At 64.5% G+C, this 16,158-nt stretch carries 14 protein-coding genes; 12 read left to right on the plus strand and 2 right to left on the minus strand.

What is annotated here, in order from left to right:
* The first annotated feature begins 34 nt into the window (after positions 1-34).
* The 6 genes from AC0NIL_RS05410 to AC0NIL_RS05435 all read left to right on the plus strand — a co-directional run bounded on the left by AC0NIL_RS05410 (position 35) and on the right by AC0NIL_RS05435 (position 7,694).
* On the plus strand, positions 35-928 hold the full coding sequence (locus AC0NIL_RS05410) for an SMP-30/gluconolactonase/LRE family protein (RefSeq protein WP_474048443.1): 894 nt from the start codon (positions 35-37) through the stop codon (positions 926-928).
* Between the two features lie 96 nt (positions 929-1,024).
* Positions 1,025-2,038, plus strand: coding sequence for an ABC transporter substrate-binding protein (locus tag AC0NIL_RS05415; RefSeq protein ID WP_127371241.1), 1,014 nt, complete (start codon positions 1,025-1,027; stop codon positions 2,036-2,038).
* Positions 2,039-2,087: 49 nt separating this feature from the next.
* Positions 2,088-3,557, plus strand: a complete 1,470-nt coding sequence (locus AC0NIL_RS05420; protein ID WP_275953452.1) for a sugar ABC transporter ATP-binding protein — start codon at positions 2,088-2,090, stop codon at positions 3,555-3,557.
* 1 nt (position 3,558) lies between these two features.
* Positions 3,559-4,539 (plus strand): ABC transporter permease, encoded by a 981-nt coding sequence (locus AC0NIL_RS05425; RefSeq protein ID WP_024504757.1) that lies wholly within the window; start codon positions 3,559-3,561, stop codon positions 4,537-4,539.
* Positions 4,540-4,542: 3 nt separating this feature from the next.
* Positions 4,543-5,490 (plus strand): ABC transporter permease, encoded by a 948-nt coding sequence (locus AC0NIL_RS05430; RefSeq protein ID WP_275953453.1) that lies wholly within the window; start codon positions 4,543-4,545, stop codon positions 5,488-5,490.
* A 137-nt stretch (positions 5,491-5,627) separates the two neighbouring features.
* Complete coding sequence (locus AC0NIL_RS05435) at positions 5,628-7,694, plus strand: 3-hydroxyacyl-CoA dehydrogenase NAD-binding domain-containing protein (RefSeq protein WP_275953454.1); 2,067 nt, start codon at positions 5,628-5,630, stop codon at positions 7,692-7,694.
* A gap of 5 nt (positions 7,695-7,699) precedes the next feature.
* On the opposite strand, the gene AC0NIL_RS05440 is transcribed toward AC0NIL_RS05435, so the two are convergent.
* Positions 7,700-8,506 (minus strand): response regulator transcription factor, encoded by an 807-nt coding sequence (locus AC0NIL_RS05440; RefSeq protein WP_024504754.1) that lies wholly within the window; start codon positions 8,504-8,506, stop codon positions 7,700-7,702.
* A gap of 119 nt (positions 8,507-8,625) precedes the next feature.
* Between AC0NIL_RS05440 and AC0NIL_RS05445 the strand changes: the two genes are divergently transcribed.
* The 6 genes from AC0NIL_RS05445 to AC0NIL_RS05470 all read left to right on the plus strand — a co-directional run bounded on the left by AC0NIL_RS05445 (position 8,626) and on the right by AC0NIL_RS05470 (position 14,438).
* On the plus strand, positions 8,626-9,762 hold the full coding sequence (locus tag AC0NIL_RS05445) for an ABC transporter ATP-binding protein (RefSeq protein ID WP_013528932.1): 1,137 nt from the start codon (positions 8,626-8,628) through the stop codon (positions 9,760-9,762).
* Entirely contained in the window at positions 9,743-10,906 is a 1,164-nt protein-coding gene (locus tag AC0NIL_RS05450; RefSeq protein WP_063173327.1) for an ABC transporter substrate-binding protein, read from the plus strand. Before AC0NIL_RS05445 ends, AC0NIL_RS05450 begins: the two co-directional genes overlap by 20 nt.
* 75 nt (positions 10,907-10,981) lie before the next feature.
* Complete coding sequence (locus AC0NIL_RS05455; protein ID WP_473572862.1) at positions 10,982-11,845, plus strand: ABC transporter permease; 864 nt, start codon at positions 10,982-10,984, stop codon at positions 11,843-11,845.
* The gene (locus tag AC0NIL_RS05460; RefSeq protein WP_473572863.1) at positions 11,845-12,657 is read left to right on the plus strand and encodes an ABC transporter permease; all 813 of its coding nucleotides are present in this window, start codon (positions 11,845-11,847) and stop codon (positions 12,655-12,657) included. Before AC0NIL_RS05455 ends, AC0NIL_RS05460 begins: the two co-directional genes overlap by 1 nt.
* 10 nt (positions 12,658-12,667) lie before the next feature.
* Positions 12,668-13,429 (plus strand): SDR family NAD(P)-dependent oxidoreductase, encoded by a 762-nt coding sequence (locus tag AC0NIL_RS05465; RefSeq protein ID WP_473572864.1) that lies wholly within the window; start codon positions 12,668-12,670, stop codon positions 13,427-13,429.
* Positions 13,430-13,730: 301 nt separating this feature from the next.
* The gene (locus AC0NIL_RS05470) at positions 13,731-14,438 is read left to right on the plus strand and encodes a hypothetical protein (RefSeq protein WP_473572866.1); all 708 of its coding nucleotides are present in this window, start codon (positions 13,731-13,733) and stop codon (positions 14,436-14,438) included.
* Positions 14,439-14,585: 147 nt separating this feature from the next.
* Here AC0NIL_RS05470 and AC0NIL_RS05475 read toward each other — a convergent pair whose 3' ends face one another.
* Positions 14,586-16,094 (minus strand): aldehyde dehydrogenase family protein, encoded by a 1,509-nt coding sequence (locus tag AC0NIL_RS05475; RefSeq protein WP_473572867.1) that lies wholly within the window; start codon positions 16,092-16,094, stop codon positions 14,586-14,588.
* Positions 16,095-16,158 lie beyond the last annotated feature (64 nt).

The following is a 16,158-nucleotide window of genomic DNA, read 5'->3' on the forward strand; positions in this document are numbered from 1 at the left end:
TGCGGAGTAGCACGGCTGTTCGCGCCGGGAGCCGATGATGTCGGTGCCGGCGCGTGCGCGTCATTCCGGTTTCGACGACGTCGTCGGCGATGCGACCATTGAGATGGTGGCGAGCGGCTTCGGCTTCCTCGAAGGGCCGGTCTGGCATCCCTATGAGAAATGGCTGGTCTTCTCCGACATTCCGGAAAGCCGGATGTATCGCCGCAGTGCCGAGGGCGAGATCGAGCTGTTCCGCGAGCCGAGCCACAAGGCCAATGGCAACACGCTGGACCGCCAGGGGCGGCTGGTCACCTGCGAGCACGCAACGAGCCGCGTGACCCGCGCCGAGCCCAACGGCAGCGTGACCGTGCTGGCTACGCATCATCAGGGCAAGCAGCTCAACAGCCCGAACGATATCGTCGTTGCCACCGGCGGATCGATCTACTTCACCGATCCGGCCTATGGCCGGAGGGAGTTCTATGGCGTGCCACGCCCGCAGGAGCTGCCGTTCCAGGGCGTCTACCGCATCGATGGCGACGGCGCCCGGCTGACATTGCTGGCCGACGATTTCGGGCAGCCGAACGGGCTGTGCTTTTCGCTGGACGAGTCGCGGCTGTTCATCAACGACACCGAACGCGGGCACATCAGGGTGTTCGGCGTCGAAGCCAATGGCGACCTCAATGGCGGCGCGGTGTGGGCAGTAACCGAGGGCGAGGGGCCGGGAGCGCCCGACGGCATGAAGATCGACAGCCGCGGCAATCTTTACTGTACCGGACCCGGCGGCATCCACATTTTCGACGGGTCGGGCACCATTCTTGGCGTCATCCGGACGCCTGAAGATTGCGCGAATTTCACCTTCGGCGACGACGATTTGCAAAGCCTCTACATTACCGCGTCGACGTCGCTGTACCGGCTCAGGGTGCGCGTGCCGGGATTGAGACTGTTTTGAGCTCGCGACAATCCGTGCTCAAATCAGAGTTGGGAGTGAGGCCGGGGTCAAAGCCGGTGGGAATGCAGCAGTCAACACATCTGGGAGGATAACGACATGAAGAAACTGTTCGTTCTGGGCGCTCTGGCGGCAATGCTCGCTTCGGGCACGGCGCTGGCCGACACCAGTGGCAAGAAGATTGCTTTTTCCAACAATTATGCCGGCAATTCCTGGCGGCAGGCGATGCTCGACAGCTATGGCATCGTCACCAAGAAGGCGGTCGCCGACAAGGTGGTCGGCGCGGCCGACATCTTCACCACCGCCGACAAGGAGGTGCCGACGCAAGCGGCGCAGGTGCAGAACCTGATCCTGCAGGGCTATGACGCGATCGTCATCAACGCTGCCTCGCCGGATGCGCTCAACGGCGCCATCAAGCAGGCCTGCGATGCCGGCATCACCGTCGTCTCCTTCGACGGCACCGTGACCGAGCCTTGCGCCTACCGTGTCGTCGTCGACTTCAAGGACATGGGCAAGCAGGAAGTCGAGCAGATGGCCAAGTTCCAGCCCAAGGGCGGCAATCTGCTTGAAATCCGCGGCCTTGCCGGCACCTCGATCGACGATGCCATCCATGCCGGCATCCTCGAAGGCGTCGCCGCCCATCCTGAGTTCAAGATCGTCGGTTCGGTGACCGGCGACTGGGACCAGACGACGGCGCAGAAGGCGGTGGCGACCATCCTGCCGTCGCTGCCCGACATCGTCGGCGTCGTCGATCAGGGCGGCGACGGTTACGGCGCCGCACAGGCCTTCGCCGCCGCCGGCAAGCCGCGCCCGACCATCATCATGGGCAACCGCCAGGACGAGCTGCAGTGGTGGAAGGAACAGAAGGAGAAGGACGGATACCAGACCTGGTCGGCATCAATCGCGCCCGGCGTGTCATCGCTCGCCTTCTGGGTGGCGCAGCAGGTGCTCGACGGCCGCACCGATATTCCGCACGACCTGCTGGTGCCGTATCTGGCCTTCACGCAGGACGATTTCGAGGCCGAGCTGCCAAAGATCCCCAAGGGCGGCGTCGCCAGCCACGAATACACGCAGGAAGACGCGATCGCGGCCATCAAAGCCAACATCAAGTGAGTGTCGGCCAAGCGTTGCCGTCCGTATCGCCAAGCGAGTATCGTTGAGCATGCCCAGGGGTAACGCTGACATCATCAGACTGAACGGCGCCGAAAAGCATTTCGGCGCCGTTCGCGCGCTGGGTGGCGTGGATTTTCACGTCGGACCCGGCGAATGCGTCGGGCTCGTCGGCCACAATGGCGCCGGCAAATCGACGCTGATGCACATGGTGGCGGGCACGCTGGTGCCCGACAGCGGGCAGATCGGCGTGCATGGCGACATCGAGGACAACTACTCGGTGTCGCGCGCGCAGCAGCTCGGCATACGCTGCGTCTTCCAGGAGCTGTCGCTGTGCCCCAATCTCAATGTCGCCGAGAACACACGCATCAACCACGCTTCGCTGCGTGGCTTCGGCTGGCGGCGCAAGGCGGCCGAGCTGATCGCCGCCAAGCTCGACGAGATCTTTCCGGGCCACAGCATCTCGGCGTCGGACATTGTCGGCGACCTGTCGATCGGCCGTCGCCAGATGGTCGAAGTGGCGCGCGCCTTCACCGTCACGCAGGATCGTCTCGACCTCGTCATCCTCGACGAGCCGACATCGTCGCTCGACGCGCATACGGCGGGCCAGTTGCTGGCCTTCGTGCGCCGCTTCGTCGCCGGCGGCAAAAGCTGCATCCTGATCTCGCATGTGCTGGGCGAGGTGCTGCGCAACGCCGACCGCATCGTGGTGATGCGCGACGGCAAGGTGGTTGTCGCCGACGCCGCCAGCGCCTTCGACCGTAACCGGCTGGTGACGGCGATGGGCGGCGCGGAAGCGCGCCAGAAGATCGCGGCGCAAATCGCTGCCGCCAAGCCCGCCGCCAGTCCGCTGAGGGTCCGGGCGCGGCCCGCCGCGCAGAAGGACGGCACCGACCTCGTCGCCTGCGCCGGGGAGATCATCGGCCTTGCCGGGCTGGCCGGACATGGCCAGACAGACCTGCTGCTGGCGATCTTTAGCGGGGCATCGCGCGCCCGGGCCGGCATCGAGGTGACAGCGCCGGTGGCGCTGGTCGCCGGCGACCGCCAGTCGGATGGCATCTTTCCGCAATGGTCGATTGCTGAGAACATCGGCATCCGCTCGCTGGCGCGGCTGCGCAGCGGGCTGCTGATCTCGCCGCAGCGTGAGGCCGAGCTTGCCGCATTTTGGCAGAAGAAGATCGGCATCCGTACGCCTGATATGAACAACAACATTTTCTCGCTATCGGGCGGCAACCAGCAGAAGGCGCTGTTTGCGCGTGCGCTCGGCTCGGATGCACAGATCGTGCTGATGGACGACCCGATGCGCGGCGTCGACATCGGCACCAAGCTGGAGGTCTACGACCTCGTGCGCGAGGAGGCTGCCCGCGGCCGTACCTTCCTCTGGTACACCACGGAAACCGAAGAGCTCGACAATTGCGACCACATCTATGTCTTCAAGAACGGCCGCATCGTCGCCAATCTGCGTCGCGACGAGTTGACCGAAGAGAAGATCATCCAGTCCTCCTTCGGCGATGCGGCCTGAGATGACGGCCGCCAGCCTCGACACCGCTGCCAGGACTTCCGCCGAGCGTGGCGCGCTGGCCCGCGCCCGCCTGCTGCGAGGACTGCTGCCGGCGCTGTCGCTGGCGCTGGTGCTGCTCGCCATCGCCTGGCTCAACCCGCGCGCCATCAGCTATTTCGGCTTCAGCCTGATGCTCAACCTGGCGATCCCGATCGCGCTGGCGACGATCGCGCAGATGTTCGTCATTGCCGGAAACGAGCTCGACCTGTCGATCGGCACTTTCGTCGGCTTCGTCGGCTGTGTCACCGCGACCTGGCTGAAGGACGCGCCGCTCATCGGCGCCGCCATCCTGCTCGGATCGATCGGCGTCTATGCGCTGCTCGGCGCACTGATCCATCTGCGCAACCTGCCGTCCATCGTGGTGACGCTCGGCATGAGCTTCGTCTGGCAGGGGCTCGCGATTCTCGTCCTGCCCAAACCGGGCGGCAAGGCGCCGGACTGGCTGCTCGGGCTGATGGCGTTCAAGCCGCCTTTTGTGCCGTTCCCGATCATTGCGGCGCTGCTGATCGGCCTCATCGTCCATTTCGGCCTGATGCGCACCTCCTACGGCGTGATCCTGCGCGGCTCGGGCGGCAATCCGGCGGCGCTCGGTCGCGCCGGCTGGTCGCTGCTCCGAACCAAGATCGTGCTGTTTGCGCTCGCCGGCCTGTTCGGCGTGCTGTCCGGTATGGCGCTGATCGGCATCACCACCTCGGCTGATGCCAATATCGGCAATGGCTACACGCTGCTGGCGATCGCCGGCGTCATCCTCGGCGGCGGCGAATTCGTCGGCGGCCGGGTGTCGCCGATCGGTGCGGTGATCGGCGCGCTGACGCTGGCGCTGGCCGCCTCGCCGCTGCTCACCTTCATGCACATCCCGCCCGACTGGCAGGTGGCCGCCAACGGCGCCATCCTGATCATCGTGCTGGCGGCGCGCGTGCTGATCAGCCGCAAGGAGAGGTGAGCGATGACATCGGTGAGACCGCTGCTTACCAAACCCTGGATCTGGTCGTTCCTCGGCGCGCTGCTGGTGTGGCTGGCGACGATCGCCTTCACCGGCGGCTATGGCGGGGGTGGCATGGTGACGGCAGCCCTTTCCCTGGCGGTATTCACCGTCATTGTCGGCGTCGGCCAGATGTTCGTCATCACGCTGGGACCAGGCAATGTCGACCTGTCGCTGCCGGCCAATATCGGCCTTGCCAGCGCCGTCGCGATGAAGGTGATGGACGGCAACGATTCCATGATCGCGGTTGGGCTTTTGGCGGCACTTGCCTGCGGGGCGGCGATCGGCGCCGCCAACTACCTGCTGATCTGGGCGCTGCGCATCCCGCCGATCATCGCCACGCTATCGGCCAGCTTCATCATCCAGTCGATCGACATCAGCTATGGCCGCGGGCTGCAGATCAAGCCGCCGCCGGGCTTCGCCGATTTTGCCAACTGGCAGGTGCTGGGCATTCCGGTGCTGGCGATCCTCACGGTATTGTTCACCGTCGGCGCGGCCATCGCGCTGCAGCGTATGATCTATGGCCGCTCGGTGCTGGCGATCGGCCAGAACATTCGCGCGGCGTGGCTGGCCGGCGTCAATGTCGGCCGCATCCGCTTCCTCACCTACACGCTGTCGGGCGCGCTCGGCGGCATCGACGGCGCGCTGCTCGCCGGCTATTTCCGCGGCGCCAATGTCGACATCGGCAACGAATATCTGCTGGCCTCGATCGCCGTCGTCGTCATTGGCGGCACGTCGGTCGCCGGCGGCAAGGCCAATGTCCCCGGCGTCTGGGGCGCGGCTTTGTTCCTGGTGCTGCTTTTGACCATGCTCAACACGTTTGGGGTGAGCGCCGGGGTGCGGTTGCTGCTGACGGGGCTGATCATCGTCGGGGTGATCACGGCGGCGGGCGGGCAGAAGGCGCTGCGGTAGCCTCCGCCTTCGTCGTCCCAGACACCTTCAAGGCCTGTAATCATTGTGCCAGGCCGACATCCGGTTCCCTTCGACGTTATGGCGCTGTAAATCCCGTTCGCGTGGCCGCGGCCGCTGAATAATGCTGGGAGGTTTGCGTGTCCGATTTTGTGAAGGTCAGCCGCGACGGCGACGTTGCCGTCGTCACCATCGACAATCCGCCGGTCAACGCGCTGAGCTTCCATGTCCGCGAACCGCTGATGCAGGCGCTGGTCGAATTGCGCGACGATGCGTCGGTTGCCGCCATCGTCATTGCATGCGCCGGCCGGACCTTTGTCGCCGGCGCCGACATCACCGAGTTCGGCAAGCCGATGCAGCAGCCCGAACTGCGCGCCATCGTGGCGACGCTGGAAACCATCGCCAAGCCGACGGTCGCAGCCATCCACGGCACCGCGCTCGGCGGCGGGCTGGAGCTGGCGCTGGGCTGCCATTTCCGTGTTGCCGATGCCGGCGCCAAGCTCGGCCTGCCGGAAGTCAAACTCGGCCTGCTGCCGGGTGGCGGTGGCACGGTACGGCTGCCGCGCCTTGTCGGCGCGGTGAAGGCGTTGAAGATGATCGTCTCAGGTGCGCCGATCGGCGCGACCGAGGCGCACGCCGCCGGTCTCGTCGATGCCGTCTTCGAAGGCGTTCTGACCACGCATGCCGTGAACTTCGCTGGGGAAATCGCCCGCAAGGGTGGTCCCTTCACGCCGGTGCGCGATCGCAATGATGGTCTCAAGCAGACTGATCTCGCGGCGTTCGACGCCGGGGCTGCGGATCTTGCCAGGAAAGCGCGCGGCCTCGAGGCGCCGATCGCTTGTGCGCAGTCGGTGCGCAATGCCGTCACGCTGCCGTTCGATGCGGCACTGGCGGCAGAGCGTGCGCTGTTCGTCAAGCTGGTCGCCAGCGACCAATCGCGGGCGCAGCGCCATCTGTTCTTCGCCGAACGTGAGGCGGCAAAGCTTCCAGGAAAAGACGTCGTCAAGCGCAGGATCGCCCGCGTCGGCGTCATCGGTGCCGGTACGATGGGCGGCGGCATTGCCATGGCCTTCGCCAATGGCGGATATCCCGTGACCTTGCTGGAAACCAGCCGTGAGGCATTGCAGCGCGGCTTGGCGACCATCGACAGGAACTACTCGGTTTCCGTCACGCGCGGTTCGCTCAGCGACGACGCCAAGCGGGAGCGGCTCGCCCAGTTCAAGGGCTCCACCGACTATGCCGATCTCGCCGATTGCGACCTGATCGTCGAGGCGGTGTTCGAGGACATGGCGGTCAAGAAGGAAGTGTTCGGCAAGCTCGAAGCCGTGGCGAAGCCCGGCGCGATCCTGGCCACCAACACCTCCTATCTCGACATCAACGAAATCGCTGCCTCGACCTCGCGGCCGCAGGATGTGCTCGGCCTGCATTTCTTTTCGCCGGCCAATGTCATGAAGCTCTTGGAGATCGTGCGCGCCGAGAAGACCGCGCCCGATGCGCTGGCGACATCAGTCGACCTGGCGAGGCGGATCGGCAAGGTGGCCGTCGTGGTCGGCGTCTGCCACGGCTTCGTCGGCAACCGCATGCTTGCCGCGCGGGGCTCGGAATCGGAAGCGCTTCTTCTGGAAGGCGCAACGCCCAGCCAGATCGACCAGGTGTTCACCGATTTCGGCTGGCCGATGGGGCCGTTCCAAATGGGCGATCTCGCCGGTCTCGATATTGGCTGGCGCAACCGCAAGGCACGCGGCCAGAAAGCCGTGATCGCCGACACGCTGTGCGAACAAGGACGCTTCGGCCAGAAGACCGGTCGGGGTTTTTATCTCTATGAGGCTGGCGCGCGCACGCCAGTGCCGGATCCCGAGGTTGAAGCGCTGATCCGCGACAAGGCCGCCGAGAAGGGTCTCGCACCGCGTGCGATCAGTGCGGAGGAAATCGTAGAGCGCACGCTTTACCCCCTGATCAACGAGGGCGCCAAGATCCTGGAGGAAGGCATAGCGGCCCGTGCGTCCGACATCGATGTCGTCTGGGTCAATGGCTACGGCTTTCCCATCGGCAAGGGCGGACCGATGTTCTGGGTTGGCCTTGAAGGTCCGGCCAGGATCATCGAGCGGCTCGAATACTGGCATCAACGGACGGGCAAGGATGTGTTCAAGCCGGCGCCGTTGCTGAAGCGGATGGCCGAGACCGGGTCGTGGGAAGCCGGCGGTTAGAGAGCCTACCGGATCCGTGCATCGATGATCTCGACGAAGCGCGCGAACAGGCCGGCCTGCGACTTGATCTTGAGCTTGCGGTAGATGTTGCGGCGATGGACCTTCACGGTTCCCGGCACGATGCGCATGGCGCGGGCGATCGACTCCGTCGAATGCCCCTGCAACACCAGGTCGACGACATGCTTTTCGCGCGGCGTCAGCGACAGGCTCTGCCAGATATGGGCGCGGTCGAATTCGTTGACCATAGCGGCCGTCTCGTCCTGCTTCGCTTCCGCCGTTTCGTCGGCCGGAAGAGCAGGCCAGCGCAACCTGATGAAGCTGATCACCGCGGGAGCCATGTCGCGCAGCAATCTGGCATCGGCGGTGCCGAAAGGGCCTGAAGCGCGCAGCCGCATCAGCGACAACACCAGCGCATCCTTGCCCGGCAGCGGCACGAAGAAGCCGACCTCCTCGGCCAGCCTGGTCTGGCTGTAATAGGAGCGGAAATACTCGCTGGCATAGAAACGGTCCGGCGCCAGCTCGCGCATGCGCCAGAACCCTTCCTTGCGCTCGACCGCAGCGTGATGGAACGGATCGAGCAGATACGGCCCTTCCTGATAGAGCGCGACGAACACATGGCTCTCGGTGGGCGAGAAGGTCTCGAACAGCAGCGGCGGGCGCGAGGCGCCGCGATAGCCGAAGATCACGCAGTGGTCGAATCTAACGTGCTGCCGCAGCCACTCGACCAGCGCCTGGCCAAAGAGATCGCCGCTGGTCTCCCGCGTCGTCGCGACGAGCGTGGCGAGCCGGCTGTATTCGTCGCTGCGGGACAATCCATACCCCCTTAAACGAGAAAATAGATCAGATATACCACCCGCGAGGTATATACTAGCCGGCATTGGCTCTGATAGCGTCTTGAAATCGCATCGCCCTGTCGCTGGAGCCATCAGCCTTGACCGCAGTGCCCGACATCGAGTTTCGCGGCGTCACCAAGCGCTATGGCGCGGTGACCGCGGTCAGCGGCATCGATCTCGCTGTCCCGCCCTCCGCCTTTGTCGCGCTGCTCGGTCCCTCCGGCTGCGGCAAGACCACCTGCCTGCGCATGATCGGCGGCTTCGAACAGCCGAGCGAAGGCCAGGTGTTCATTCGCGGCCAGGACATGGCCGGCACGCCGCCCTACCGGCGGCCGGTCAACATGGTGTTCCAGCAATACGCGCTGTTTCCGCATCTCGATGTCGAGGACAATGTCGCCTACGGGCTGCGCCAGGCGCGGCCAAGGCTGTCTTCGCGCGAGATCGCCTCGAGGGCGGGCGAGGCGCTCGAAATGGTGCGGCTCGCCGGCTATGGCCGCCGCAAGATCCACGAACTGTCGGGCGGCCAGCAGCAGCGTGTGGCGCTTGCCCGCGCCCTGGTCAACAAGCCGGCGGTGCTCTTGCTCGATGAGCCGCTGGCGGCGCTCGACAAGAAGCTGCGCACCGACATGCAGATCGAGCTGCAGAACCTGCAGCGCGAGATCGGCATCACCTTCGTGCTGGTCACGCACGACCAGGAGGAAGCGCTGTCGATGAGCGATTTCGTCTGCGTCATGAATGGCGGTCGCATCGTCCAGCTCGGGCAGCCGAGCGAGATCTATGACGAACCGGCCGACCTGTTTGTTGCCGATTTCGTCGGCAAGACCAATCTCTTGAGCGGTACTGTCGCCGGGCATTCGGGCGATCTGGTGGAGGTGGCGCTTGCCGACGGCACCGTCATTGCAGCGCGCAAACGGACCGCCCTGCAGCAGGGCGAGGTCGTTTCGGTCAGCCTGCGTCCTGAATCGCTCAGTCTCGGCGCCCAGGCAAGCGGCCCATTCAAGGGCATCGTCCGCAACCGGATATTCCTGGGCTCGACGGCGGAATACGCGATCGAGGTCAAGGGCATCGGAACGCTGCTGGCCAAAGCCGATCACCTGATCGGTCACGGCAATCTCTTCAAGCCGGGTGAACCCGTCGCCATCGGCTTTGCCTCCGGAACGCCGCTGGCGTTTGCGGAGACCAAGAACAACGGGGCCAACCAGAGGGTAGATAAACATGTCGAAATCATATCGTGACGGACTGCCGATAAGCCCCGAGAATTTCGTCGACCAGCTGATGCGTTTGAAGCGCGGCTCGATCGGCCGCCGCGACTTCCTCGGCCTCACTGGCCTTGGCATTGCCACGGCGGTGATGGCGCGCGAGATCGGCATCATGCCGACACCGGCCTTTGCCGCGGAAGGCCTTGGCGATCGCATGTCGATCGCCACCTGGCCGAACTATCATGACCCGGCGACCTTCGAGAACTTCAAGAAGGACACCGGCGTCGCCGTCGAGGTCAACGTGTTCGGCTCCAATGAGGAGATGCTGGCCAAGCTGCAGGCCGGGGCCTCGGGCTGGAGCCTGTTCGTGCCGACCAATTACACGATCTCGACCTACAAGAAGCTCGGCATCATCGAGCCGCTGGAGATGGCGAAGCTGCCGAATTTCGACGGCTCGCAAGAGGATCCGCGCTTCACCTCGGAGGGCACGATCGATGGGACGATCTACGCCGTGCCGAAGAACTGGGGCACCACCGGCTTTGCCGTCAACACCAAGAAGCTGACCAAGCCGATGACGAGCTGGAAGGAGTTCTGGGACACCGCCATGGCCGAAGGCGACAGCCGCACCATGGTGCATGACTACCAGCTGACCACGATCGGCAATGCACTGAAATATTACGGCTACTCGTTCAATTCGCTCAAGCAGGACGAACTGGCCAAGGCGGAGGAACTGCTGCTGAAGGTCAAGCCGCATCTGTTCGCGGTCTCCTCCGACTACCAGCCGGGGATGCGCGCCGGCGACGCGTGGATGACCATGTGCTGGACGAATGACGGCGCGCAGCTGCATCGCGACATTCCCGAGATCGCCTATGTGCTGGGCAAGGAAGGCGGCGAGATCTGGACCGATTTCTATGCCATTCCGAAAGACGCGCCGAACAAGCCCGCCGGTTACGCGCTGCTCAACTACCTGATGAATCCGCAGGTGGCGGTGAAGGAGCATTTGGCCAATGGTGCGCCGTCGACCGATGCGCGCGTCAACAAGCTGCTGCCCAAGGAGGTGCTCGACAACCCGATCCTCTATCCGGCAGCCGACCTGTTGACGCCGCTGGAATTCGGCGCGGCGGCAACGTTGACCGACCCCGGCCGTGCCGAACTGATGGCGCGCTTCAAGTCGGCCTGAGCCAGGCGGCCTCAAATTCGACTCAGATAATTTGACCGGCGGGTTTATGCCCGCCGGCACCGGGGCAATCTTTCCATGCAGGGCAGCCGTCTTCGTAGGAGTTTTCTGACCGCCATGCTGCTCGGTCCGGCGACCGCGTGGCTGGTGGTGTTCCTGGTGCTGCCGTTCATCGCCATCGCCGTGTTCAGCGTCGGCGAACGCGCACCGGAAGGCGGCTATCAGGCCGCCTTTACGCTGGCGCAATATGCCAATCTTCCGGCGCGGGCGACCGCCTTCTGGAACACCATGGTGCTGGCGCCGGTGGGAGCGCTCGCCTGCCTTCTCGTCGCTTATCCCGTTGCCTACTATCTCGCCTTGCGCGCGCCGCAGCGCTGGCGGCTGATCCTGCTGGCGCTGGTCGTCATTCCGTTCTGGACCAGCCTGCTGATGCGGACCTATGCCTGGATGTACATTCTGGGCGGGCGCGGCATTCCGGCGCTGCTCGCCTTTGTCGGCATCGAGGATGTCAGGCTGATCAACACGCCGGGCGCGGTGCTGCTCGGCATCGTCTATGGCTACCTGCCGCTGATGATCCTGCCGGTCTATGTCAGCCTCGAACGGCTTGACCGCAGGCTGCTGGAGGCCTCCGCCGATCTCGGCGCGACACCGCTTTCGACCTTCCTCGGCGTGACACTGAAACTGTCGCTGCCGGGCGTCATGACCGGCTTCTCGCTGGTCATGATCCTGCTGCTCGGCGAATATCTGATCCCGACGCTGCTTGGCGGCGGCAAGGTGTTCTTCATCGGCAATGCGCTGGTCGATCTGTTCCTGCAATCGCGCAACTGGCCGTTCGGATCGGCCATCGCCATCACGCTGGTGCTGGTCTCGGTGGTGGTGCTGATTGCCGCAAACCGCATTTCGACCCGGGTTTCGGGCGCGCGCCGGGTGGATCTGATCTGATGCGGGCTTTCGTCATTGCCGTCTTCGCTTTCCTCTATCTGCCGATCGCGCTGGTGGTGCTGTTTTCTTTCAACGCCGGCCACCATGCCAGCGAGTTCACCGGCTTTTCGGTGCAATGGTACGGCAAGGCACTGGCGAACCCGTTCCTGGTCGAAGCGCTGAAGAACAGCCTGTTCATCGCCACCACCAGCGCTTTGCTGGCGGCGCTGTGCGGCACCGCGGCGGCACTCGGCCTGGCGCGCGTCGGCGTGCGGACCCGCGCGGTCTTCGACGCACTTCTGGGCGCCGCGATCGTCGTTCCGGGCATCGTCATCGGCATTTCGACTCTGGTCGCGCTCGTCCAATTGTTCACCGTCGTCAATCCGTTCCTCGCCTCGATCTGGCCGGACGATCAGCCGCCGCGGCTGGCGCTCGGCTACGGTTCGATCATCGCGGCGCACGGGCTGTTCTCGATGGCGCTGGTGACGATGATCGTCGGCACGCGGCTCGGCAGCCTCGACCGCAATCTGGTCGAGGCGTCGAGCGATCTCTACGCGACGCCGTTGACGACGTTCCGCTCGATCGTGCTGCCGCAGATCATGCCGGCGGTCGTTGCCGGCTTCCTGCTCGCCTTCACCTTTTCCTTCGACGATTTCATCATCGCCTTCTTCGTCGCCGGCGCGCAGACGACGCTGCCGATCTATGTCTTCGCGTCGATCCGGCGCGGCGTGACGCCGGAGATCAACGCCATCGCGACGATCGTGCTCGTCGCTTCCGTGCTGCTCGTGGTGCTTGCCCAATGGCAGTTGCGCCATCGCAAGCCGTCGAACTGAAAGCCGCATCATGATCCTCAAAGACCGCATCGCCGTGGTGACAGGCGCCGGCTCCGGCATCGGGCGCGCCGGCGCCATGATCATGGGCAGGGAAGGCGCGATGGTCGTCATCGCCGACAGGGATCAGGCTGCCGGCGAAGCAACGGCTTCGGACATTCGGGCAGCGGGTGGACGGGCCGAGGCGATCAAGACCGATGTCGCTGATGATGCGGCGGTCGAACAGCTCATTGCCGGCACGCTCGACAGGCATGGGCGCATCGACATCCTGCACAATCACGCCGGCATCCAGATCGGCGGCACGCTGACCGAAGTGGAGGTCGGCGGCATGGATGCCTCGTGGCGGGTCAATGTGCGGGCGCAGTTCCTGGCGGCGAGACAGGTCATGCCCTCGATGATCGCGCAGGGCGGCGGGGTCATCCTCAACACCGCCTCCAATTCGGGCGTGTTCTACGACCGCGAGATGATTGCCTACGCAACTTCCAAACATGCGGTGGTGGCAATGACACGGCAGATGTCGCTCGACTATGCCCGGCACAATGTGCGCGTCAACGCGCTCTGTCCGGGATGGGTCGACACGCCGTTCAACGAACCGTTCATCGCCCAGATGGGCGGACGCGGGGCGATCGAAACCTATGTCCGCACCAAGATCCCGATGGGCCGCTGGGCCAGCGCCGATGAGATCGCCGAAGCGATCCTGTTTCTTGTCTCCGACCGTTCATCCTTCATGACCGGCCAGGCGCTGGTAATCGACGGCGGTGAAAGTATCGGCTGAGCCTTTTGCTTTCGCTATCAACTCCCCTGTTTTCAAAGCTTGTCCGATATACCACGCAAAGACTTTCACCCATGCCGCTGCTTGCCGGCAGGACTATAGTCCTGCCGGCATGGGACTTCAGTGCCATGGCCGTCCAAGAGCGTGAATTTGTGTTTGATATCAGTCAGTTAAGTTTCTGGCCGGGTGCCAGATCGCGTATTGAGACAGCATTTGTCTAAAGTTTACTCTGCACTATTAGCAATTCCTCATAGGACGGTCGCTTAGCGGTCGGGCCAGGGCGACGATTCCCGAGGAGATTACCATGACAAACCGGAAAACTCTGCTGTCGGCGCTTGCCGCATTGGCGCTCCTGGCATCTCCGGCGCTCGCCGGCAATGGGCACGGCGGTGGCGGTGGCAATGCCGGAGGCAACGGGCACGGCAACGGCGGTAGCAATGGCAACGGCGGCAATGGCAAGAGCGGCGCTTCGCACGGCAAGTCGTCGTCGGCCCCCGGCCAGGTGGCCAAAGCGGACGACACCACGGTCGACAAGACCACCAAGGTCTCGTCCGTGCCCAAAGGCAAGAACATCCACGCCAAGCTTGGCCGGGTGAGCTCGCTGAAGCGCAACATCAATGCCTATATGAACTCGAAGAGCAAGAAATTCGCCGCCCTTCAGGCATTCGTGACGCAGTCCGCCAAAGCCAAGGTCGCTCAGGCCGCCGCCGACGCAGCACAGGCTAAGCTGGATGCGCTGACGTCCCTGACACCCGATCAGATTGCCGCGATGTCGCCCGAAGATCAGGCGGCCCTGCCTGGGAAGATAGCTGCTCTGCAGGCCGAGGTCGCTGCCGACAACGCTGCTGCTGCTGCGGCCGCGGTCGGCACCGATGATGCATCGCTCGACGCGGCATTGGCGGATATGGCCAACAAGCCCGTCGACGCTGCGGTCACGTCCTGGGCTCAAGACGTCCTTGCCGGCAAGATCGACCAGACGGCTGCCGCGATGCAGACGGAAACGACGCCGTAACGAACCGCCGCCGAAACGGTAGTGGTCAGTCAAAGGCAATGCCGCCGGGTTTCACTCGGCGGCAATGCCTTTTCCCGCTCATGGTCGGGCTGGCTATCCAGGGATAGCCACCGAGCTGGCGTCAAGGGATAGCCAGGCTCGAAACACTCAGACATGCTTGCGGCCGCCGGTCTCGCGGAACCAGCTGTCGGGATAGGGATACCACCATTCCTGGATCGCAGGCTTGTGGTCGATGATCACCATTTTGGAGCGGCGGAAAGCGTCGAGCCCCTGGCGTCCGAGCTCGCGGCCAAGGCCCGAGGCCTTCCAGCCGCCGAACGGCAGGGCATCATTGTCGATCAGCGGGTTGTTGACCCAGACCATGCCGGCTTCGAGCCGTTCAGCCGCCTCGTGGGCTTCGGCCAGATCCGATGTGAACACCGAAGCGCCGAGCCCGAACGGGCTGTCATTGGCAAGCCGGATCGCCTCGTCGAAATCCCTGACCCGGCAGATGGCGGCGACGGGTCCAAAACACTCTTCGCGCACGATCGCCATATCAGGGGTGACGCCGGTCAGGATCGTCGGTTCGTAGAACCAGCCGACATTGTACGCAGGCGGGATGCGCCCGCCGGTGACTGCGACGGCGCCATGAGCGATCGCATCGTCGACAAGGCGCATGACTTTGGTCCGCGCGCTTTCGCTGACCAGCGGGCCGATCTCGGTCTTGTCCATGCCGTTGCCGATGCGCAGCGCCCGCGTCCTTTCGGCGAACAGCGCGACGAAGCGGTCATGCACGGAATCGACGACGAAGAAGCGCTCGGCCGAAGTGCAGACCTGGCCGGTGAGGTGGAAGGCGGCGGTGACGCTGCCGGCCGCCGCGATCTCGAGCGGGGCATGCTCGCTGATGATCAGCGGGTCGCTGCCGCCGGCTTCGATGACGCACGGCTTCATGCGTTCGGCGCAGGCCACCGCCACCGCCTGGCCTGCGGCGACCGAGCCGGTGAAGGCAACGGCATGGGTGCGGTCGGAGGCGATCAGCGCCTGCGCTGTGGCCGCTCCGCCGGGCAGGCAGGAGACCAGCCCCTCTGGCAGCGAGCGGAACACGGTCATGTAGTCCAGCGTCGACAGCGTCGTCGCCTCGGCCGGCTTGATGATGCAGGCATTGCCGGCGGCGAGCGATGCGGCGACCGTCCAGCACATCAGCAGGATCGGGAAATTGTAGGGCATGATGTGTACGGAGACGCCGTAAGGTTCGTAGCGCGCATACTGGAACGAACCGGCCTGCGTCGTGCCGGCGATCTTGCCGGCATCGTCGCGCGCCATCTCGGCATAGTAGCGGAAGATCGGCGCGCAATTGGCGATCTCGCCGATCGCTTCGGGGTAGGGTTTGCCCATCTCGCGCACCATCAGCTCGGCGCAACGCGTGAAGTCCGCCGCCTCGATGGCGTTGGCGACGGCATGCAGTTGCTTGGCCCGGCTCTTGGCGTCGAGCTTCTTCCAGGCGGCCTGCGCCCTGGTTGCCGCCGTGAGCACAGCGTCGATCTCGCCGTCGCTGGCGGCGGCAATGGCGCCGACGGTTTCCAGCGTCGCCGGATCGATCACCGGTTTTGCCGCGCCGGCCATCGGCCGGTAGTCCGGATTGACGAAGAAGGTTGGCCGGTCAGGAGAGAAATCCATTTTGTCCTTCTCCATTTATGGAGCCTTTTTGAGAATTCGTCCTGCCGAGGCAGATGGCGTGGCT

Source organism: Mesorhizobium sp. WSM1343 (genome assembly GCF_055901535.1).